Below are 21748 nucleotides of genomic sequence, written 5' to 3' on the forward strand. Positions count from 1 at the left end.
TGTTAAGGTGTTTTGTTTTTACTCGAACTAAGATTCTCGTTTTTATCCAAAATTTCGAAATCTCCTTCCTTATTTTATTGATCGGGTGTAGACTTTGCCGGCTATGGAAAGACTAGAGATCGGGGAAAAAACGTCTTCCTACGGCGAAGCTGATGCCTTAGCGGATAAAAGATTTTATATAAGATTCCGTAAGGAGAACAAAGTTCGAATTTCGCATGGGGAAGAGTGGTTGGATGGAGTTCTCATCGATATTTCAATGATGGGAGTTTCTTTGTTTTCAGGGAGAGATTGGCCGATCGGCTCGAGATTAAAAATTATGTCCCAATTATTCTCCTGCCAACTCGACGCAGAAATTATTCGAAAGGATGAGTTGCGGACAGGAAATCGTTATGCTTTGGTTTTTCACGATTTAACCGATTCGGCGATCATTGAAATTTTAAATAAAATAGCAAAGTTCCGAGAATGATTTTTTTCGATTATAAGTAAAATTTTTACAAAGCTCTAAACTGGTAAGGTTTATCGCCGACATTTAATATAGAATGAACCTTGGTGTTATACATTCGGCTATCCCGGAACGACCTAGAGATATGTCGGTCAAGTATATCGGGCATGGGCAGCTAGAAAGTGCGCCCCAGGCTAGTTCTATCCTTCATGTTATCTCCCATGAATTGGGGCATGTAGCGGAATTTCGAAACGAGGCGATTCGTGATAGTGCCGAGATCCGTTCCTTAGATGTCTCGATCGAATATGAAATGAGAGATGGCAAGCTAGTCGCCGTTGCCGGTGAAACTCGTGCTACGACCGTAAAAAAAACGGACGATCAAAAGCATGCTTTCCCGGAAAGTTTAGAGAAAACCGATAACGGTCAGATTGGAAACAATGAAAAAAATCGCGCTTCAAAAACGGGAAACGAAAGATCCAGCCTGATTTCCGACAAAGAATGGGAAATACTATCCCAATTGCACGAAATAGAATTAGAACTAGATGGTATCGATAAGAACGTTACTGTCGCCGACGATGCGCAAAATAGCAAAGAAGATGAAGCGCGTCGTCATATGGAATTGGTGGAAAAGAAACGTAAGTTGGAAATGGCCTTGAGTCAAGAAAAACTGAAGGCTCTTTTAAAGGAAACATTAGATACGATTCAGGAATTGAACGAAAAACAGATTCAGTTTGCTGGGAAAGTTTACGGCGCTGGCGGGCTCGAGTTTTCCGGAAACTTTATTGAAGGTCACGCTTAGCGCGAAATTCCTCTATCCTTGCCCTTGAGCTTCGTCGGGAATAGGCTCTTCCTCAGTCGGTAAAATTATCGTCTTCATCATAGTCTCTATAATCTTCCTAAGTTCAGGGAGTCCCTTTCCGAACTTTGGAGATACGAGTACGACCTCAAGCATCGGGTAAAGCCCTTGGATCGCCTTCATTTTCTTTCTCAGTTTGGAAAGATCGGATTGGTTCAGTTTATCCACTTTCGTTCGAATTAAGACGGGTTTCATTCCCCGCTCAAAACAGGTTCCAATCAGCTCTAACTCTTCCTCTGGTAGTTCTCTTTGGGCGTCCGAAAGTAAAAAAAGACATTTTAGATCTCTCGCAGTATTTAAGTAGTTCATCAGCAAATTCATCATTTGTTCATGATCTTTATGCGAATTGGCAGAATAACCGAATCCGGGCGTATCGACTAAATACAAAGATTTTGATACGAGAAAGAAATTAAGAAGTTTGGTTTTACCCGGCGAGGCGGAAACTTTGGCTAAGGATTTTCGTTCAACAATGGCGTTTAACAGTCTCGATTTCCCGGAGTTTGACCGACCTGCAAACGCAATGTGAGGAATACCCCGAGACGGAACTTTGGATGCATCGGCATAGGAGGAATAAAATCTTACCTCCCGGAAGAATGGATCGGGTTTCGTTTCTTGAACCTCTTCCGACATACTCTCCCCTTAACTTAAAAACGCTCCCCGGAAATCATCGGATACGATATCCTCGATCCTAGCATCCCACATACGGAGACAGACCATTACAGTTTTCCCGTCCCGTTTCAGAATGGGTAGCATTTTTCTGACCGGAACCGGAATCTCTCTTTCGCGTAGTAACTCCGATAGGTCCCTGTGGATTCCCCCCAGCCGAATTTTATCGCCTTCTAGGTTATTCATAGGAGAACAATCTCCCGGGACTCTCTTCGTTTTACCGTTCCATCGCAAAAATCCAATTTTGGGGTCGAATGAAAATTCCCGAAAAAAAAGCGCATTTTTTGACAGAATATAAAGATCAGACGAAACGCTTTTCCAAAACCAAGCATCTTTATTTTCCAGAGAAAAGGAAGACCGGGAATCTATTTTGGATAATAGGTCTTTCAGAAAATTACTCGAAACCGGATGTAAATGTAAGCTTCTAAGATGTAAATCTATAACATATTTACAAATCGAAGGAGGCTCCGATTCTAAAATTTGCCTGGAAATCTTCCGGACCATTTCCTCACCCGAGGAAAACTCAGCGCCATTTCCTTTTAATTTGGGTCGAGGTGTTTCCAAATCGTGGAAATTCCGATATATTTTTTCCGAATTTGCGCCTTCTTTTAATAAGAGAGGAATCATATCCAATCTAATTCTATTTCTAAGGAACAAGCGTGAACCATTGGATTCATCCTCAAAGACAGGCCAGTTCGGATTCTCGATAAAGTATTTTCTGTCCTTTTCGGGAAGAAGCATAAGAGGCCGGAACCGGTTATTCTCAAAAACATTTAAAGTTCTTAGAGAATTCCATCCCCCTCCTCGAATCAGTTGGATGAACACAGTTTCCAGATAGTCCTCGGAATGATGACCAGTGGCGATATAACCTTGCAAATCGTCCGCTATGCGATGTAGGTTTTTGTATCGGATAGTTCTCCCGGATTCTTCAAGACTGAAACCGGTTTTGAGAGAGAACTTAGGAATATTTTTTTTTTTGACGACGAATTGAAATCCGAGTTTCTCGAAGTAATTCACAATCGATGCTTCTTGCGTCGAATTATCTCGGATAGAGTGGTCTAGATGAAAAAGAACCGGATCCTTCGATAATCTATTTTTCTTTTTCAGCCAAATGTAAAATTGCAGCAATAAGGAGGAATCTTTTCCACCCGAATATGCGATGATTGCAGTTTTGGATCGAAGTAAATCCTGATATTCGTTCAAATTTTCCCATAAAATGGAAAATGAATTTTCGAGTACTGTGTTTTCCTCAAGCATCTTCTTTACTTTAACCGCCTGAGGCCGACTAAGGTGATATCGTCCGCTTGCTCCCGCTCTCCGGTAAAGTGTTTTATATCTACTAGAATCTTATCCAATAGAAGCGGTAACGACTCGTTGCGGTTTCTCAGTATGCAATCTTTCAGTCGTTCCATTTCGTATCTTTCGCCGTGCGGATTCAAGGCTTCCCAAATTCCGTCTGTCCCCATTAGGAAAAAATCTCCTTTACCAAGTGAGAATTCGCCCTGATTTTCAAACTCCGTTACGTTTGGATCTATTCCGAGAACGATACCACCGGTCGCGATTTCTTCCAACAAGCCCGATAAAGCTCTGTAAACAAAAATACTTCCTTGACCGCCGCCACTATATAGGAATCGATTTTCGTTACGATTCCAATGGATCATCGTCAGGGACATGAACCTAGGAAATAGCGAATCTTTAAAGTAATTTTGATATAAGTAAGTATTTACGGTTCCGATAATTTCCCATGTACTCGGGTTTCTCCGAACTAACGAATGGATGACCGTTCGCACCGTCGCCATCACTATTCCTGCTGGAACTCCTTTTCCGCTTACATCTCCGATGCAAATGTAAGTTTCGTTATCGGCGGGGTCCGTTATAAAATCATAATAATCTCCACCAACACCAACTGCGGGAATCATCAAGCCTCCGAATTCATAACCCTTTTGGTCCGGAATTTTTCTCGGAAGAAGGGATCTTTGCAATTCTCTTGCTATCTCGATTTCTCGATCCATCCTCTCTTTCTCGGCTCGCTGGTGGAACAAATTGAAATTTTGGATCGAAATTCCCGATTGAATAGCAAATGCATTTAGTACTTCAACTTCTTCAGGGCTCCAATGGAGAGTCGGATCTTTCGCTAATAGAATCCATATGTTTGAATTCTCCGCATTCAAAACGGGTAAGAGCGCCAAATTTTTTTTTCCGAAACCGAGCCGTTTCCAATCTGGTAATTCCGATGTATCTAAAAGTAAAACTCCGTCTTCGTCCCTAATTTTGGAAAGAATTTCCCAGTCCCCTTTTAGCTCTCTATTTAATTTTAACTCGGGAGCTGTCGGACTTCCCGTTAAAAAATGGCCTTTGATTGAATTCTTATTTTCATCGGAGGAATGTTTTTCAAGAATTCCGTATATCTCGTTTTCGGAAAACTCGGTTAAAGATAAAAGTATGACCCTAAAAATTTCGGTCCTGTACTTAAATCCTAAGCTGCTTAATTTTAGCGCGGCGGAATGTAAATTACGGAAGTTTCGAGATTGCGTCTGAGAAACTTCGAAAAGAATTCTATTCTTTAAAGTAGTAGCGAATTGGCTTGCGATCAGTTCTAAAAAATATTTATCCTTCTCTACTTGGTAAGGATCATCTTTCTCATAATCGACGTTAATAAGACCTAAAACTTCTTTTTTTAGATGAATCGGTACGCATAGAGCGGACACTACCTGATTTAAGCGACCGTACTGCTTGATCTGTTTATGCTTTTGTTCTATGAATTTATAATATACCGATTGGCATGTTTCCACGCACTGACTTAAGGGTCCGCTATCCTCGCCTTTTCTAATTTCCATTCGAAAGGCCAAGCGTTCCAAAGAGGGCCCTTGTCTATTTTTGCAGGACTTCACAAGAATCCTATCTAGTCGCGGCTCGTAGACCATCACTGAAATTCCGGGTAAACCAAGTTTTCTAAAAGCGAGGTTTGTAAAGTTCTGAAGAAGGTCGTCGAGGCTGGGACTTGTATTGAATAAGGATAGAAATTCTAAAAGGACCTCGTTGGTAAGACTAGGTCCGTCGGGAGGGCGAGCGCGTGTGTTCTTTCTTTTTTCGAGGATCCATTCTCGAGTGCAGGATCTGCAAAAGAACTTACCGGTTTGGAAAATCCCATCGGGAATCCGTTCTTCGCCGCAAAACACGCAGGACATTTGCGGTACGATACGAAATTTCTTTCATAAGGAAATCGTTTTCGCAAACGAATCTCAAAAAATAAGCGCTTAAACTTCAGGTAACTGAGGTAGAAAACGGAAAAAGAACGACGAGTTGAACTATTTTGAAGCCGCTTGCTTGATTTTTAAGATTTTTTCCTTGACGTGAAAATCATCAATTCGCACCTTTTTTAAGCAGATGTCAGGCTACATAAAACCAAGTCCACTCCGCCATATTCAAGAAGTGGCGACAGCCATGAATTCCACTTTGGACCCCGATCGTCTTCTGGATCTAATCTTGGAACGATGCATCCAGATTTGCGAAGTCGGTTCCGGCTCCTTAATGCTTATCAATCGTCAGGATGAAGTTCTAGATATCGTTACGTTTCGCGGAATGAATCCCTCCGTTCGAACAAAGGTAAAGCTTAGAGTCGGAGAAGGGATAACCGGTATTGTTGCAGCTTCCGGGGAAGGAATGATCGTCAATGACGTCACGCAAAACCCGCATTATATTTCTATTAAGGACGATATTCTTTCGGAGTTGGCAGTACCAATGATCGTCGAAGACGAGGTCATCGGTGTTATCTCTTTGGATTCAAGTCGTAAGCAAGCCTTCTCGGAAGAGCATCTAGAACTCGTATCTACTTTGGCCAACATGGCCGCTCAGATATTCAAAAACTTACAAACGTTTAGGCAGCTTGAACAGAAAAATAAAATTCAACAGGTTCTGATCGATATTTCTAGAACGGTAACGTCGACGCTTATTTTGCAGGAAATATTCGACGATATTATGGAACGCTTGGATAAATCTCTAAATTTGGAGAGAGGTTCAATCGTTCTATTCGACCCCGAGAAGAATATTTTAAAACTCACCGGTGCTTACGGGCTTAATGCCGATGAAATGGAAAAAGGGGTCTATCTCCCCGGTGAAGGAGTTACCGGAAAAGTTTACGAATCGGGCGAAGCGCTTATCATCGAATCGATCGTTAATGATGATAATTTTTTAAACCGAATGGGGAATGTGACTCATTTCAAAAACAACCCGGAAAACGTCAGTTTTTTGGCGGCTCCGATAAAATCAGATACCGATGTACTCGGAGTGGTCAGCGTTTTCTTTGTTCATAAGAAATATGTGGATTTAAAGACCTACTTAGATTTTCTTCAAGTCGTCGCTTCGATAATATATCAGGCGATTAGGATTCAAAAACTGATCGACGAAGAAAAGAGAGAGATTTCCAGAGAGAACGTTTTACTCAAACGAGAGCTGAAGAATAAGTATAAATTCGGTTCGCTTATCGGGAAATCCAAACCGATGGAAAAATTATTCGAGATGATTCAGTTGGTTTCGGATTCTCGCGCCTCCGTTTTAATCACCGGAGAATCCGGTACCGGAAAAGAGATGATAGCTTCCGCGATTCATTATAATTCCTCTCGCGCAGATAAGCCGTTCATTAAAATAAATTGTGCGGCAATTCCTGAAAATCTATTGGAATCGGAACTTTTCGGTCATAAGAAGGGATCCTTTACCGGTGCAGTAGCCGACAAGAAGGGAAAATTTGAAATGGCGGATACCGGTACGATTTTCTTGGACGAAATCGGAGAAATGGATTTGAATCTGCAATCCAAACTACTTCGTGTTTTACAGGAAAAGGAAATCGAAGCTGTCGGTTCCGTTAAACCCAAAAAGATCGACGTTCGAATAATCGCCGCAACAAACGCGAATTTAGAGGAGTTAATCAGTCAAAAATTATTCCGAGCGGATTTATTTTATCGTTTGAACGTTGTGAACATGGTGACGCCTCCGTTACGCGATCGTCCTGAAGATATCCCGTTATTAATCAATCACTTCATTTCGAAATACACCATCGAGAATACTAAGAAAATAAAAGGTATCACGAGAGAGGCTCATAAACTATTAATGAGCTATAGCTGGCCGGGTAACGTTAGAGAATTGGAAAATGTTATCGAAAGGGCCGTCGTTCTTTCTCAGTCCGAAATGCTGGATATTCAGGATTTCTCGGAAATCAACGGGAGAATTCTATATGGAGATGAAGGCGAGTCCATCGACGTGGGAGATCCGGATACTTCTATGGAAGTCGCAAGTTCCCGGTTTTCTCCGGCGCATTTAGATGCCTTGGACGGACGGGCAATGGAAGTGGTCGTGGGTGAAGTCGAAGCGCGGTTGATCAAATACGCAATGAAAAAATTCAAATATACCAAGACTAGAGTAGCAAAATTTCTCGGTATTAACCGAAATACTCTAGATAAGAAAATTAAAGATTTAAAAATCGACTATTAAGACGGAAGTTTTTCGTTCCAATTCTGATCGAACTGTTTGTAATTACAAGTTAGCTCTTCGCCCGCTTTTATTTTACGAACGGCCCTGTCTTTTCCCATCGGATTACTAGTTCCTTCCACTCCGGTTTTGTCCTCCAGGGTATTGGAATCATCACTATGATTCATAAAACGGGAGTTATCAACGCAGAAAAACCATTTTCCTTCGTAAAGATATGAATAAGTATAAATTAACTCACGTAAGCGCTCGGGAAGGGACTCTACTTCTTCCCGAGTTAATATCCAAACGGTCTTAGGATGGTATTCCCAAATTAATTCTCCCGGTTCGATTTCCCGGCCTGCAAAGAGGCCCAGCCCACCGATAGGGGAGTCGGCTACATAGGTAGGTACTTTTAGCATAGTAAGAATAAGAAAAATTCGGTTCCTTTAAAATCAATCTCGTTGTTGTTTATCGGAATAAAATCTATTAAAGTCCGATAGCCGGAATAGGAGCTATCTCCGTTTCGGACGAATGATAGGGTTCTAGGATTCCGTTTTTCATGACAAGCACTTGATCTGCGGCGTGTAAGCCGGTCAATCTGTGGGTCACTGAAACGATAGTCCTTCCTTCCCGCAATTTTTGCAGGGTTTTAAGAATCCTAGCTTCCGTAACGGGATCTAATGCCGACGTAGCTTCGTCCAGTAATAGGATCTGCGGATTTCGAACCATGGCGCGAGCTAAAGCGATCCGCTGTTTTTCACCGCCGGAAAGTCTAGTTCCTTTATCGCCTACGACAGTCTCGTACCCATCCGGTAATAAGGAAATAAATTCATGGATTTCCGCAAGCTTAGCCGCCTCTATCGCTTCTTCCGTGCTAGCGTTCGGACAACCCATCCGGATATTCTCTAAAATGCTAGTGTGAAACAAGAACGTATCTTGGAATACGATTCCTATCAACGAATGTAAGGCAGGTCTATGGATTTTATCCAAATCCAAGCCGTCCAATGTGATATTACCTTGGTTTGGCTCGATAATTCCTAAAAGCATTTTAAAGATGGTACTTTTTCCTGAACCGCTCGGCCCTAGAATGATAGTATAGCTTCCTTTCGGTATCTCGAGATCGACCCCGTTTAAATTCTTATTTCTACCCTTATATCGAAAGTGAACATCTTCCAAGCGAATCATGTTTCTAAATTCGGATGGAGAAACGGAACGATTAACGTCTTGTTCAAAGACGGGAGTCCGCAGAATTTCCAGTATTCGCTTGGCCGACCCGCTCGCTTGATTTAATGTCGGGAAATATTGCGAGACATATAGAAGGGAATAGCTCAAATTTAAAAAAGGAGGTAGGAAGGCAGCCAACGATCCGACGCTGACTAATCCGTGAAATGCAAACCAAGCGCCTGAAATCAGTAGAACTGCTTGCAGCAATAAAATCCCGCCGGAAGCGGAACGTTCTAAGTAAGAATTGGTAAGTCCTAATCTTAAAGAAACGTTAAATAGCCGATCGCAATTTCCACGGAATCGCTCCCAGAAAAGCTTATCCAAATCATAAACTCGAATCAAGTTTTGGGCAGACACCGATTCTTCTACCGCATTTAAAACTTTAGCTTCTTCTCCCTTGCGATCATAGCTTGCTTGAGTGGACCGCTTCGAGAAAAAGATCGGCCCAAGAAACGTTACTGGCCACGTTAGCGTCGCTATCGCGCCGAGTCTCCAATCTAGAGCAAATAATAAAGCTGTCCCGAAAATTGCCTCAAGGATCGGAGAAATTCCCCATGGAATAGCGGCTAAAACCGCGTTCTCAAGCGCAGATAGATCCGAAGAGAATCTAGAGAGGATGTCTCCCATTCTTGCATTCCCGTAGAAATCCAAACTGACTCTTTGCAAATGCAGAAATAATTCTTCGCGCATATCGCGAATCGTTCTCGCAGAAACCCAGTTGTATAAATAATCTCGAACTGTTCCGACGGCGGTGATTAAAATTGTTCCGCCGACTAATAAAATTCCGGTAATATAAAGTACTGTTTGGTTCTTTCCAATGATAGCTTCGTCGATTAGAAACTTGAAGGAAAAAGGAATCGTGGAATAAACCAAAATTTCCACTAATAAAAGTCCGAGTACTACACCCAATCTGAGTTTGTATTTTCTGAAGAAACGAGCCAATCCTCGTAAAACCAGCAAAGGGGAATCCTGCGACATATCTCCCGAGACTAAATTGGGTCCGAGAGATGAGGAATACGATCCTCTGGCCGCCTGACTTCCAGGCGGAGCTTTCGGTGCATTGGTTGGGTTGTTCGGGAACGTAGCGGGATTTTTTCCCAAACGGAAGCCGTCTTTGAATTTCTGTTTATTTGTCATAAATTTGTCCCCTATTGCCCTGTTCGGATTAAGGGTGCAGGAACTTGATTGCCTAACGTAGTCCTGGAATTTCCTATTATTCTGATAGTGGCCGGGACGGAAAGCGGAAGGTGAAAGATTTTCCCCACTCTTCTGTCTCATTATGGAAAAAAATTTAGGAGACAGAATCCGGAAAAAAGGTCGTATATATTTTAGACTTGATTGAAGTCTAGAATAGTACATTAGTTTTTGGGTGTCTTTTTGTTCCCGAAATAGTATTTTGTGCTGAACGCGGAATTATGATCGAATTCAATTATAAAGAAGAATACGGGGTTTATCGGGTCACCTTAAAGACCTCGGAAACCGCCCCAGGTACTCTTCATAAAATGGTTAAAGCCATGTTTTTTATGGGATTTGAGATCCTTTCCGGGGATATTAGGACCGTAAAGGAAGGCGAATCCCTCATCAGCTACGATGAATTTCTCTTGCGTTCCGATGAGACGGATTCGCGAATTAAGGCCTCAAAGCTAGGTATTCTTATGTCTTCGGTTTTCTCCGACGAGAAAGTTTTGGAAGAAATGATCCAAACTTCGAGCGAAATCGATATTCGGAACACATTCTATCTAAGTAAAGACTCTCAACTTGAATTCGAAGATTTACCTGACGGTTCCGCTACGAAATTTTATTTGGAAGCACCGGATAGAAAAGGTCTTCTGTATTTTGTGACCGGCGTTTTAAAGGATCTCGGAATCAATATTTTATCCGGCGAGGTTCGTACCGATGGGACGACCAATAAAGCTCTGGATACCTTCCTATTAACCGACTCGCGTACAGAGACAGGTTTTGCGGGGTCATCCGTCGAAGAGCGCGTTCGAAGATATATTCTTCAAAGTAGCTTAAACCAAGTTTGATAGACGAAAGATAGCTCGTCTCAGATAGTATAATTAAGCGGTATTTTCGAGTCGGAATTTGTAATCATTTCTCCATTCTGCGGAATTTCGTTTTTTTTAATTTCTGACCGATATGCGCCTTTTGGAAGAGTCTTAAAGCGTATTTTGACGAACTAAGAACCGATACTATTTAAATAGGAGTTTTCCGCCCGGAAGATGGACTCATCCAAGGATTTACAGAAATTCGATTTTACTGAGGAGGTAATCCAGCATTTCCGCGAAAATAGGATTATCCCGGTAGACTTCTATAACAAGAACGGACAAATCCTAATCCATAGAAAAGATATGGCTTCGGCAGACGATATCAATCGTCTTCAAAAATTCGAAAAACAAGGTATCTATTTTTTAGCTGCGGAAATCGGTAAGATACGCCCCGGCTCCGGAAGAAGAAATTCGTCTTTAGACCCTTCTTTCGAAAAGTTAATAGATCCGGAACTCACTATCAATTTGACAAAGGGCGCTTCCGATCTCCTACAAGAGATTAAAAAGTATCCGTTATCCGGTGCACACGTTAAAGACGTCGGAAAGTCCATCGATTCTATATTAGAAGATTTTAAATCTTCTCCAAATATGGAAACCGGTCTTGTGAACATTCTTGAGGTTATGTCCAACGTAGGAGCATCGGTCGATTCGGAGGTTCTTACTAAAAGAACCGTGATTGCGATGGCGATGAAAGTTAGAACCGCGAAAGCTTTCACAAAAACCGATATGGACATCAAGAAAGCCGAGCAAATGAATTTAATGATGGCGTCGTATTTGGCGGATATCGGTTACACTCAGATGAAAATTCCCACTCACGCAAACTTAAAAGCGGAGGAACTGGAATATATTAAGAACCATCCTATTATTAGTTACTTGATGATAGCGAATATCCCCGAATTGGAGGATTCGGTGAAAACGATCGTTTTGAATCATCACCGTCCTCACAAGGGCGAGGGGTTAAATAATAATTATCCGCAAACGAAACTACTCGTACAAAAACTCCAAGGTTATCGGGAAAAATATAAGGATGACTATAGAAAGAGTCTTTTAGTTAGCGATATTCAAAAGCAAGTTAAGACAATTTTGACGAATGCGCTTAACTACGATGATATCGGTACGCTTTCGATCGCCGGGGAATTTGCCTCGTTAACGACCGCCCAGCCTTGGAGAAATCCGATGGATGCGGTTAAAGCTTTGAAATTGATCTTAAATAATAGTTTCTTTGCGTACAATGAAAAAACTCTAAAGGACTTCTACGATCATGTCGGGCTTTCACTCAGTGAAAACCAACCGTTCCTGAAAACCGGCGATTATGTCATAGTTGCATCCCAAGATTCGAATCGAAAAGTTTTCTTTGAAATTTGCGTAATTAGAGAGTCTTTTAAAAATTCTATCCGTCCTATGTTGGAGCGAATTGGTACAATTAAACCGACTTTTGCAAATAACGGAAAGATCAGGATTTCAGGCTTCGAGAAAACAAGTTTGAATTTAGACAGACGTAAGGCAATCTTCAATCTAGAACGAAACGCGGATCCGAGACGGATCATTTATCTAGTAGATCCGGAAATCGACGAAGAGTTCTTCGATTTCTTGGATAAAAAAGCCCGCGACTTTTTATATCCTAAGTCGGCAACGACCGATACCGACGAAACCGCTAAAGCTCCGATTTCTTAAAACCCATTTCGCTTAGCCGGAAATTTATTCTTGCTCTAAGCGTTAGCATTCTTATTTCCTAGTGATATTAGCGAGTCTTGATATACTCAGGTCGCTTTTCCGGTTGCCGTCAGTATAGTCCTAAGGTGATAAGCGGGAGAAGAATGAATCAACCCACGAATTTTTCAAACACAGGCGATCTAACGCGATTAGAGCGTTTCGAATTTAATGATGACGTTATTCGTCGCTTTAAACAGGAAGAAGCGATCCCGGTCGATTTTTACAATAAGAACGGGCAAATTCTTATTCATCGAAAGAACAACGCTTCTGAAGCAGATATCAATCGTCTTCAAAAATTCGAGGCCCAAGGGATTTATTTTCTAATATCGGAGAGGGATAAAGTAACTATAAAATTCGATCTTCCAGATTCTGTTCATGGCCGAAAAGTATCGTTCATAAAATTAGTTAATCCTGACCTTGCGGTTCAATTGGCGACCGACGCGTCTTCTTTATTGAAGGAGCTTCGCGATTATCCGTTGAACGGTAATCACGTCCGAAAGGTTTCAAAAGCGATCAACGAAATTCTGGAAGACTTTGCATCTAGTTCCGATATGGAAATGGGTTTATTAAACGTTATCGAAGTCATGAAAGGCGCGGGAGTTGAAACGGACTCGGAAATTCTTACAAAGCGCACCATCATTTCCATGGCGATGAAACTTCGAGGACTAAAGGCTCTTTCAAGCAAAGATTCGGAAATTTCAAAGAATCAACAAATCAATCTGATGATGGCATCCTACATGGTTGATATCGGCAAATCTAGGATGAAATTACCTGTCCATAAAGATCTAAGCCAGGAAGAATTCGAGTATGTGAAAAATCATCCGATCATTAGCTATTTGATGATCGCTAATTTAAGCACGATTCAGCCACAGGTTAAATCGGCCGTATTAAATAGCCATAGACCGTATAAAGGCGAGGGTTTGAATAATAATTATCCTCAGACAGCCATATTACTTCAGAAGCTTCTCGGGTATTATGAAAAATATAAGGATGACCCGACTCGTGCGATATTGGTGGAAGACCTACAAAAACAAATTCAGTATTTGCAATCGAATACGTATAGCGAAGATGATCCGTCAATAATATCAATCTCAGGAGAATTCGCCTCTTTAAGTTCGAAACAGGATTGGCGAGAAGCGTACGATTCGATCACGTCGATGAAGATCATTCTGAATAACAGCTTTTTTTCTTATAACGAAAAAGTGGTAAAAGATTTTTTCGATTTTATGGCATTGAGTTTATGCGAAAATCGAAGCGTTTTAAATCCCGGCGATTACGTTATCGTAGTTTCTTCAGATTCCCAGCGCAAAATCCATTTCGAGACCTGCGTTATTAAGGAAATTAATCGGAATCAAACACGTCCTCTATTGGAACGAATCGGATCGATTCGACCGATCCTAACAAACAAGGGTAAAATTCGCATAGCGGGGTATGATCGGAAATCGTTTAGTCCTGATCGGCGCAAAGCTATTTTTAATTTAGGAAACGCAGTGGATCCGAGACGAGTCGTCTATATGATAGCTCCGGAATTGGATCCTCCTTTATTTGATCTTATTGATAGAAATTACCGGCAAACCGCTCCGAAATCTGTCGCGTAAGACAAAACTCTTTTATCCCCATAATCAAGGAAACGGACTTTCTTCCGCCGCGGGGTTCTTGTTTTCTGGTACTTGTATGCCTTCAAGCTGGGGTAAAGTATTTCGCATTAGCACTTTCGGGGAATCACACGGTGAATCTGTCGGAGTCGTCGTCGAGGGAGTTCCCGCTGGGATTCCTATTCGATTGGAAGAGATCCAAAAAGACCTGAATCGTCGTCGACCGGGTCAAAGTAATCTAACGACACCTAGGGATGAATCGGATACCGTTCGCGTCGTATCGGGTGTTTTCGAAGGAAAGACGATCGGAAGTCCGATTGCATTAATCGTTAATAACCAAAATACGATTTCCAAGGATTATGAAAACCTACGCGATACCTTTCGGCCCTCTCATGCCGATTATACATATCAAGCAAAATACGGTTTTCGTGCACACGTAGGCGGAGGCCGCTCTTCCGTTCGTGAAACTATCGCTAGAGTCGCTGCAGGAGCCATAGCTAGACTGATACTAGAGGATGATCTCGGAATAAGAACCGTCGCATGGGTGGACACAATCGGGTCCATAGAGTCTCGACTTACCGAAAGCCAATATCCGAAAACGAGAGATATCGTCGACGGTAACGAGGTTCGATGCCCCGATATTTCGGCAGCGGAAAAAATGAGATCTCTGATTCTGAAAATGAAAGAGGAAGGAGATAGCGTGGGTGGAGTTATCCGCTGCGCGTCCTATAATTTACCACCAGGGTTGGGTGATCCCGTTTACGACAAATTGGACGGGGACATAGCTAAGGCGATTTTGTCCATTCCGGCTTGTAAAGGCTTTGAAGTCGGATCCGGTTTTTCCGGAACTCAATTAACGGGAAGCCAGCATAACGACGAATTTTACGTCGAGGAAGCCACCGGAAGAGTTCGCACTCGTACAAATAACTCGGGTGGGTTGCAAGGTGGTATCTCCAACGGGGAAACATTGGTAATTCGCGCCGCGTTTAAGCCGACCTCTACGATATTTAAAAAACAAAATACCGTGAACCTTGCCGGACAGGAGACGGTCTTAGAGGCAAAAGGACGGCATGACCCTTGCGTCCTACCAAGGGCGGTTCCCATAGTCGAAGCGGCCGTAAATTTGGTTCTCGTGGACGCCTATCTGTACCAAAGGGCAATGAATCCGCAATGGTTCAAAAAGTGGGCAAAAATTCCCTCCTATTATAACGAGTTGAAATTCTAGCTAAAGTGAAATACTTACCCGGAAAGAAACGGGTTGCCAATCGAGAATAGTACGATTCCATTGAGACATTGTGCCTGACAGGGCCGGAGAAACGGAGGTCCGAGTGGTCAAGATAAAGATAGACGGGATCGAATACGAGGTCGACGAAAAGAAGAATTTGATCTCGGCAGCAAAAGATGTCGGTGTTGATATTCCTTTTTTCTGCTTTCATCCGAAACTATCCGTAGTCGGTATGTGCAGGATGTGTCTCATCGAGATCGAGGGTATTCCTCGACTTCAAGTAGCTTGCAATACTAAAGTCACGGAAGGCCTTTCTATCGTCACCAACAGTCCTCGAGTGAAGGAAGCGAGAGAAGGGACGATGGAATTCTTGCTCGCAAACCACCCTCTTGATTGCCCCGTTTGCGATAAAGCGGGCGAGTGTCAACTGCAGGATAACTCTTTCAACGAAGGAAAAGGAAATTCAAGATTCACTCTTGAAAAACGTAATATTCCCCAAGAAGAAATAGGCACGAACCTAATCATTAATCATAATCGTTGCATTGTATGTTATCGATGCGTTCGATTTGAAGAAGAATTGGTGGGTGAATCGAATCTCGGGTTATTCGAAAGAGGTTATCATTCGATTATCGGTTTAGCTAAGGAAGAGCCGATTTCCCATAATTACCAAGGAGCTCTCGCGGATATCTGCCCTGTTGGAGCTTTATTAAACAATAAAACGCTTTTTAAATCTAGAGTGTGGTGGTATAAATCAGAGGAGTCGATCTGCCCCGGATGCAGCACCGGTTGCAAGACATATACGAACGTGCGCGATAATAAAATGTATCGCTATATGCCTCGAATCGACGAGGAAAAGGATCAATATTTCCTTTGCGATAAAGGACGCTTTGACGTCGATTGGCTGAATAATAACCGCCTATTCGCGTATTATAAGAATGGAAATCCGAGTACTAGTGCCGAAATCCTGGATGCGATCGCGCTGAAAGTTTCTCAAGCAAGTAAAGTTGCAATCCTTGGTGGCGCTCACGAATCCGATCAAAACCTTCTATCGATCAAAAAATCATTGGAAAAAGCCGGCATACCGTTTACGGCAGAAGCTCGTGTCTCCGCCGCACAATATAAGGATCCGGAGCAAATCGACTTTCAATACACGACCGACGCTCATCCTAATACAAAGGGAGCCGTCGATGCGAATTTTATTTCGGGATCCAACCTTGAATCGTTGCTTTCTTCGATCTCAAAGGAAGAATACGATCTCGTTTTTGTGATCAAGGAAAATGTTTCGGACGTATTGGGTCGGGTAAAACCGAAAACGTTGATAGTTTTAGAAACGAATCTAACGGATGGAATTTCCTCCGCGAATTTTGGAATTCCGATCAAGACATTTGCGGAGCAGAACGGCAGTTTTACGAATAAGAAAGGCTGGAATCAAACCTTTAATAAGTCGATGGAACCTCCTAAAGGATTACTTTCTTCCGGAGAATTCTTTTCCGAGCTAGTCGATCGCGTTATCGAATTGTGTTCAGGGCAAAAGGAGGCTGCAATTGGGAACCATTAATGTCGTAAATGTAGCGGCCAAACATAAATTGGCTTGGTACCAAAAACTTTATTCATATTCCATCGGAAAAGGATTGTGGATCACTTTAAAACACTTTATAAAAGCCGCTTTTCTTAAAGGGGCGGTGACCCTCGAGTTTCCGGAAAAAAGGAGAAAATATTCCACTCGCTTTCGTGGTATGCATACCATGAAACGTGACGAGCAGGGAAGAGAAAGATGCACTAGCTGTTTTTGCTGTATGTGGATTTGCCCTGCCGACGCGATTCATATCGAAGCGGGACTTGTGACTCCGGAGATTCAACACCTTCATCCGGAAGATAAATTTGCAAAGAAATTCGAAATCGATCTTCTTCGCTGTATTTTTTGCGGCTTATGCGAAGAGGCCTGTCCTAAAGGTGCAATTTACTTAGACGGTCCGGCGGAAATGGCAGCGGACAATCGTGAAGATTTAATCCTTACAAAGGAAAGAATGATGCAAAAGATCGGCGGTCCGATTCTTGGTGAGAGAAAATAAAAAATCATTTATTACATATTTGATATGGTTGGTCACGATTGTCGACCCAGCCCTGGCTAAGAGCTTTCTCTAAAAGAGGAGAATGTAACCTTCTCGAAGCATACTGTAAACAGGCTCTAACATCCTCTTCGAGAAGTTGCGGATATTCACCCAAGATTTCTTCTAAACCGAATCCGAGAAAGATCATATCCAATACCTCTAAAACGCGTATCGAAGTTCCTTTTATTACCGGCTTTCCGCCACAAACGGAAGGATGCGAGACGATTCTGTCCTGGTGAAAAAGAATTTTATCCATTATGAGTTAATAACAAATTTCCTTTCTGCAATTTGCTTAACATTTCAAATTCTTCTCTTTATTAACTAAAAGGGAGTTTCCTCCAATCAAAGTTATTTGACTTAGCCCAAAAGGGATATAAAAAGAAAGATGTACAAGGGGAAGTTTCACCGAGTCCAAATTTTCTTTCTACTCATTTGAGAGTCGAGAAAGATCGAGTCAATTTATGCTTCCGTCCACTATGATTCTTGTAAAAGTTAGCCAGAATCTTGGATTTTGCCGTATTTAGAGAAAAATGGAAGGCCTTTCTCAACAGGAATTTTCGAAATATTATGAATCTTCTCGGAATACGGTTTATCATTTCCTTCTGAAGCTTTCAGGTAGTCCCGAAATTGCAGAAGATCTAACTCAAGAAACCTTCCTCAAGGCTTACGAGGTCATGCACAGGTTCGATCCTTCAAGAGGTAGCTTTTCCTCTTGGTCATGCACCATCGGCAAAAATCTCTACTTTAAACTTTTCAATCGCTCGAAAAAAGAATCGAACAACATCTCTATCAATATTGATAATTTCCCGGAGCTTTCCGCCGGAAATGATAAAGATCCATCGGGAATAGAGAAAAAAAATTTAAATTCCTTTTTGAAAGAAGGAATTTCCCGTCTTCCCGAACCAGAAAAGAGTATAATATTATTAAAAGAATTAGAAAAAAAGACTCTTAGAGAAACAGCAGAAGCATTAAAAATTTCTGAAAGAACCGTCAGTCGCAGATTGTTAAGTGCATTCAGAATTTTAAGGACCTTTCTCGAGGAAAATGGGATCGAATCGATATGACGCGAAAAATTACTGGAAAGAAAGAAAGCTTCGAGGATTTACTCGCATCTTATCTTTCCGGTAATTTAGATATAGAAGGTAAGAAGGAGCTATTGCAAATAATCCTGACCGACCCGGAAAAAGGAGAGGAGTATAGAAAAATCGCACAATTAAAATCACAATTAGATTTGCATGATATTGAGTTAAGTCCGGAATTCCCGAAAAGTACCCCAACCTAAAAAATTCTCATCCTCTTTTAAATATATTGGGATTTAGTCCCAAGTAATTCCTGCAGGAGCGCATCCTATAGGATCTCCGGCAAAATAATGCGGAAATATATACGCCATCTTTCCCGCAATCGGATGAGGGTCGCGATAACTTAAGGCGTCAATTCGAATCGTAGAAGATTCATCCTTAAAAATTCTAAATACAAGCGGTACTCTGAACTTATCTTTTCCGTAACGAAACTCGGAGTTCTTTCGACAGGACAGGATACAGGATTTATATGGGTCTTCGTCGCTTGAGTCGAAGTTTGCTCGGTAGCTCTGGTCTTTACAATTAGTGCTACACTCATCCGGATCATCGGCTTGAAAATCAAATTCGATTAAGATTTCCCGATTCGCGATCTTATACGAACCTAAAGTTTTTGCGACGACTTCTCCCAGTCTACGACTCTGCATAATAGCGACTGAGGGAGGCGAAAGGAGGAGATGAAAACTACTCACCTCCAGCGAAAGTTTCGAGTCCACATTCGGAAACGTTTTTTCCCAGTTTAAACATGCTTCCTTCTCATCATTGCCTTTGACATATAAGGGAAGTCCGGAAAGAAAAAAAAGTAATACTATAATACCAATTGTAGTGCGCATAAATCGATAATTCGGTTCTATTTCTTAATTATATAGTGAATCGCTCGTTTCGGCGAGCGAAAAAGGAGCATGAGATCGATTACTTTTTAGATCTCTCTATTTTGGAAATTTCTGTGAAAAATTCCGATAAAAGATCGGAATTGTATCGTTTGCTTCCCGAGCGGTCTCTTACTTTTCCCCAAATGAAAGCGGCAATGTTCAGTTTGTTCTTAAATGCATGTGTTTTCTCATCTGCATGAAAGTCTTTCACAAACCGATTCCATCGCAGGACCGTATCTTCCGGACGAGGGGTTGTAGGAGGGTTTTCATAAATTCTTAGTAAGTCTGCAACGGTCAAATTTACATTGCCACTTTTTTCCGCATCGCGCACGGCTTCGGCCATGGCTTTCGTGAAAGAGAATTTTTTGCTACCATAGTAGGCTCGGCAGAACTCTCGAAATACGGAATCGAACCTTACCCCATCCGAAAGTATCTTAGAATTAAGGGTGATTTTTTTAAGCGGATTTTTCTGCCTACGCTTCGAAGCTGGAATCTTCGGTCTTCCTTGCGATCGAATTTGTTCGATATCGCCCGATTTAATATAAGCTTTAAGTCTTTCTTCCAGCTCGACTTTAGTTCCAAAGAGTGGAATACCTAAATCGGCGCATATTCGACGGAGTTCTTCCCGATACCAATAATGCTCTTCGAATTCCCTTACTGACTTGATCTTTATGAACGGCGGTCGATTCATTACGATTTTACGTTCGATTATTTAACTCTTGACCACGCCGGTTTAAGTCTGGAAATTTTTTTTGCAGTCGGGCAATCCGAATCATGGGCTCCAGGAAGATAACCGGTACTCAAAAGAAATTCATTTACGATTTCTCCTCCAGTGAATTTGAAAGTTTTCTTAAATAGTTTAGTCCATTCATCTCGCGACTTCGGATGATGGGAATCCAACCAGGAGGAAAAACTGCCGGATTGTTTTTGAATGGATCGAATTACATTTGCATTATGTATTGTCGCTTCAATTTTAAGTTTGTTGCGAATGATTCCCGCATTCGAAAGCAGTCGATCGACGTCTTTTTGTTTGTATTTGGATACTTTTTCGACGGAAAATCTATGATATGCCTCGTAGAAATTTTCCTTCTTTTTCAAAATCGTAGTCCATGATAATCCAGCTTGATTTATTTCGAGGATTAGGCGACCGAAAAGTTCGTCGTCGGTTTCCAATGGAAACCCGTATTCAGTGTTATGATACGCTTTGTGTTCATTTGCCTCATTCGGGCCTAAAGAACGGATATAAGAACAGTAGCTTCTGGGTTTATCCATTTTAAAATTTAACTCCGTAGATTGATTACGTTACGTTCGGTACTAGAGAGAATGCTTTCGATATTCACATTATATTCTTTTAATCACAAGGGTTAAGAAGAATTAATTTCTATTCGAGATTGCATTTCTCAAGATTAATTTCTCTCCAGCTCCAAGCGGAAAGGCCTGCGACTTCTTTTTCAAATAAATCGAACGATTTAGACTTTGGATTTATTCTTTCGAAATTCCAAATAAATTCCTCAACGTTCCATCGTTTTTGCGAATTGCAATCCGGAATTCCTTCGGAAGAAATAGGTTCGTAAATCCTACCTGAAGCATCCCGAAAAGTTATGTTACTCAGGATCGTACAAGCGAAGGGGGAAGGGGCAGCATACTTAAAGATAAAACGTGTTTGGTTTTTGGTTAGGCAGATTCTGACTAATCGGAGATCTTCTTGGGACGTATCATCCAATTCGCAACAGGAAGCCTTATCCGGAGATTTTGTCGTCCGATTTCTTTCCGTTTTTTCTTTATCCTGCTTTTGAGGTTTTGTCGGAATTAATGCCGTTGCGAATCGCACAGGAAGAAACGATAGAAGTAAAAAATAGACGATGAATCGAGAACGCATGTTGAAATTTCTTAGATGAACCTTCAAAATTTCAAATCAATTTTCCATGAGAAATAAGCTGTCGAATTCGAAAAATTTTAATAGAAACGAAGTAATGTATGACACCAGATTTTAAACTTTGATTTGGAATAGACGAACGAGGTTATTTTGAATTATATAATCGCATGATGAGAATTTTCAGTTATTTGGGCTGGCAAGCTATTCTGTTCTTTTCCCTGTTGATAGGTTTAGACGGAAACCCGAACGCGAATGAATCGGGCACGAATACGAAAGGAGCTGGAGATAAAGACAAAATCGTATCGAAAAAATCTCAAAGTTCAATTCGCAACGAATACATTTTAACATTGAGGAAAGGAACTGGTTCGGAAAGGCTAAAAGAACTTTTACCGGATTTTAAAATCATAAGAATTGAAAAAATCGGCGAGAATACGTTCCATATCGTATTCGAATCAGATCCCGGAATCGAGTTATTAAAAACTGCGGGGAAAAAAAAGGGGTTCGTCGAATCAGTCGAGCAAAATCAAATTTATAAAGCATTTTAAACCAAAGTAATAAGCGAAAATCTTCGTAGAATTAGA

At 41.5% G+C, this 21748-nt stretch carries 22 protein-coding genes; 12 read left to right on the forward strand and 10 right to left on the reverse strand.

From position 1 onward, the window contains the following. Positions 1-103 precede the first annotated feature (103 nt). Together LEP1GSC050_RS12625 and LEP1GSC050_RS12630 are read left to right on the forward strand one after the other, a co-directional pair. The gene (locus LEP1GSC050_RS12625) at positions 104-466 is read left to right on the forward strand and encodes a PilZ domain-containing protein (protein WP_010571572.1); all 363 of its coding nucleotides are present in this window, start codon (positions 104-106) and stop codon (positions 464-466) included. 73 nt (positions 467-539) lie between these two features. Next, complete coding sequence (locus tag LEP1GSC050_RS12630; RefSeq protein ID WP_040911334.1) at positions 540-1241, forward strand: hypothetical protein; 702 nt, start codon at positions 540-542, stop codon at positions 1239-1241. A gap of 12 nt (positions 1242-1253) precedes the next feature. Here the strand turns inward: LEP1GSC050_RS12630 and yihA are convergent, their stop codons facing one another. Genes yihA through LEP1GSC050_RS12645 form a run of 3 tightly spaced genes read right to left on the reverse strand, consistent with a single transcriptional unit; the run spans position 1254 to position 5152 of the window. Then, the gene (gene yihA, locus LEP1GSC050_RS12635) at positions 1254-1928 is read right to left on the reverse strand and encodes a ribosome biogenesis GTP-binding protein YihA/YsxC (protein ID WP_010571574.1); all 675 of its coding nucleotides are present in this window, start codon (positions 1926-1928) and stop codon (positions 1254-1256) included. Between the two features lie 9 nt (positions 1929-1937). After that, entirely contained in the window at positions 1938-3221 is a 1284-nt protein-coding gene (gene tilS, locus LEP1GSC050_RS20665) for a tRNA lysidine(34) synthetase TilS (RefSeq protein WP_020987437.1), read from the reverse strand. Between the two features lie 5 nt (positions 3222-3226). Beyond that, positions 3227-5152, reverse strand: a complete 1926-nt coding sequence (locus LEP1GSC050_RS12645) for a SpoIIE family protein phosphatase (protein WP_040911335.1) — start codon at positions 5150-5152, stop codon at positions 3227-3229. Positions 5153-5408: 256 nt separating this feature from the next. Between LEP1GSC050_RS12645 and LEP1GSC050_RS12650 the strand changes: the two genes are divergently transcribed. Continuing rightward, entirely contained in the window at positions 5409-7451 is a 2043-nt protein-coding gene (locus tag LEP1GSC050_RS12650) for a sigma-54-dependent Fis family transcriptional regulator (RefSeq protein WP_010571575.1), read from the forward strand. Here LEP1GSC050_RS12650 and LEP1GSC050_RS12655 read toward each other — a convergent pair. Both LEP1GSC050_RS12655 and LEP1GSC050_RS12660 read right to left on the reverse strand, forming a co-directional pair. Continuing rightward, the gene (locus tag LEP1GSC050_RS12655; RefSeq protein ID WP_010571576.1) at positions 7448-7846 is read right to left on the reverse strand and encodes an SET domain-containing protein; all 399 of its coding nucleotides are present in this window, start codon (positions 7844-7846) and stop codon (positions 7448-7450) included. The two genes, LEP1GSC050_RS12650 and LEP1GSC050_RS12655, sit on opposite strands and share 4 nt — an antisense overlap. Before the next feature lie 67 nt (positions 7847-7913). Continuing rightward, positions 7914-9629 (reverse strand): ABC transporter ATP-binding protein, encoded by a 1716-nt coding sequence (locus LEP1GSC050_RS12660; RefSeq protein WP_232225788.1) that lies wholly within the window; start codon positions 9627-9629, stop codon positions 7914-7916. 437 nt (positions 9630-10066) lie between these two features. Here LEP1GSC050_RS12660 and LEP1GSC050_RS12665 point away from each other — a divergent pair, with 437 nt between their 5' ends. The 6 genes from LEP1GSC050_RS12665 (at position 10067) to LEP1GSC050_RS12690 (ending at position 17304) form a co-directional block, all read left to right on the forward strand. After that, positions 10067-10678, forward strand: coding sequence for an ACT domain-containing protein (locus tag LEP1GSC050_RS12665; RefSeq protein WP_010571578.1), 612 nt, complete (start codon positions 10067-10069; stop codon positions 10676-10678). 195 nt (positions 10679-10873) lie between these two features. After that, positions 10874-12373, forward strand: coding sequence for an HD domain-containing phosphohydrolase (locus LEP1GSC050_RS12670; RefSeq protein ID WP_010571579.1), 1500 nt, complete (start codon positions 10874-10876; stop codon positions 12371-12373). Between the two features lie 143 nt (positions 12374-12516). After that, positions 12517-14010, forward strand: coding sequence for an HD-GYP domain-containing protein (locus LEP1GSC050_RS12675; RefSeq protein ID WP_010571580.1), 1494 nt, complete (start codon positions 12517-12519; stop codon positions 14008-14010). 76 nt (positions 14011-14086) lie between these two features. Next, entirely contained in the window at positions 14087-15232 is a 1146-nt protein-coding gene (gene aroC, locus LEP1GSC050_RS12680; RefSeq protein WP_010571581.1) for a chorismate synthase, read from the forward strand. Between the two features lie 103 nt (positions 15233-15335). Then, positions 15336-16790: a 2Fe-2S iron-sulfur cluster-binding protein gene (locus LEP1GSC050_RS12685; RefSeq protein ID WP_010571582.1), complete on the forward strand. Its 1455-nt coding sequence runs from the start codon at positions 15336-15338 to the stop codon at positions 16788-16790. Then, on the forward strand, positions 16777-17304 hold the full coding sequence (locus LEP1GSC050_RS12690) for a NuoI/complex I 23 kDa subunit family protein (RefSeq protein WP_010571583.1): 528 nt from the start codon (positions 16777-16779) through the stop codon (positions 17302-17304). Before LEP1GSC050_RS12685 ends, LEP1GSC050_RS12690 begins: the two co-directional genes overlap by 14 nt. 4 nt (positions 17305-17308) lie before the next feature. On the opposite strand, the gene LEP1GSC050_RS12695 is transcribed toward LEP1GSC050_RS12690, so the two are convergent. Beyond that, positions 17309-17599, reverse strand: a complete 291-nt coding sequence (locus LEP1GSC050_RS12695) for a DUF433 domain-containing protein (protein WP_010571584.1) — start codon at positions 17597-17599, stop codon at positions 17309-17311. 274 nt (positions 17600-17873) lie between these two features. On the opposite strand from LEP1GSC050_RS12695, the gene LEP1GSC050_RS12700 reads away from it, so the two are divergent. Both LEP1GSC050_RS12700 and LEP1GSC050_RS12705 read left to right on the forward strand, forming a co-directional pair. Continuing rightward, a complete protein-coding gene (locus LEP1GSC050_RS12700; protein WP_020987681.1) occupies positions 17874-18407 on the forward strand; it encodes an RNA polymerase sigma factor in 534 nt (177 codons plus the stop codon). Then, the gene (locus LEP1GSC050_RS12705; protein WP_010571585.1) at positions 18404-18625 is read left to right on the forward strand and encodes a hypothetical protein; all 222 of its coding nucleotides are present in this window, start codon (positions 18404-18406) and stop codon (positions 18623-18625) included. The genes LEP1GSC050_RS12700 and LEP1GSC050_RS12705 overlap by 4 nt, the downstream gene beginning before the upstream one ends. A gap of 33 nt (positions 18626-18658) precedes the next feature. Here the strand turns inward: LEP1GSC050_RS12705 and LEP1GSC050_RS12710 are convergent, their stop codons facing one another. From LEP1GSC050_RS12710 to LEP1GSC050_RS12725, 4 genes are all read right to left on the reverse strand, one after another. Further along, positions 18659-19252, reverse strand: a complete 594-nt coding sequence (locus tag LEP1GSC050_RS12710) for a hypothetical protein (RefSeq protein ID WP_020987415.1) — start codon at positions 19250-19252, stop codon at positions 18659-18661. 79 nt (positions 19253-19331) lie between these two features. Beyond that, positions 19332-19982 (reverse strand): SAP domain-containing protein, encoded by a 651-nt coding sequence (locus LEP1GSC050_RS12715; RefSeq protein WP_010571587.1) that lies wholly within the window; start codon positions 19980-19982, stop codon positions 19332-19334. Between the two features lie 17 nt (positions 19983-19999). Beyond that, positions 20000-20563, reverse strand: coding sequence for a DNA-3-methyladenine glycosylase I (locus LEP1GSC050_RS12720; RefSeq protein WP_010571588.1), 564 nt, complete (start codon positions 20561-20563; stop codon positions 20000-20002). 109 nt (positions 20564-20672) lie between these two features. Further along, positions 20673-21170 carry a hypothetical protein gene (locus LEP1GSC050_RS12725; RefSeq protein ID WP_010571589.1) on the reverse strand — a complete coding sequence of 166 codons (498 nt, stop codon included), beginning with the start codon at positions 21168-21170 and terminating at the stop codon, positions 20673-20675. A 164-nt stretch (positions 21171-21334) separates the two neighbouring features. Here LEP1GSC050_RS12725 and LEP1GSC050_RS12730 point away from each other — a divergent pair, with 164 nt between their 5' ends. Further along, complete coding sequence (locus LEP1GSC050_RS12730) at positions 21335-21712, forward strand: hypothetical protein (protein WP_010571590.1); 378 nt, start codon at positions 21335-21337, stop codon at positions 21710-21712. Positions 21713-21748: the final 36 nt, after the last annotated feature.

Origin of the sequence: Leptospira broomii serovar Hurstbridge str. 5399 (assembly GCF_000243715.2) — a bacterium.
GTDB lineage: Bacteria > Spirochaetota > Leptospiria > Leptospirales > Leptospiraceae > Leptospira_B > Leptospira_B broomii.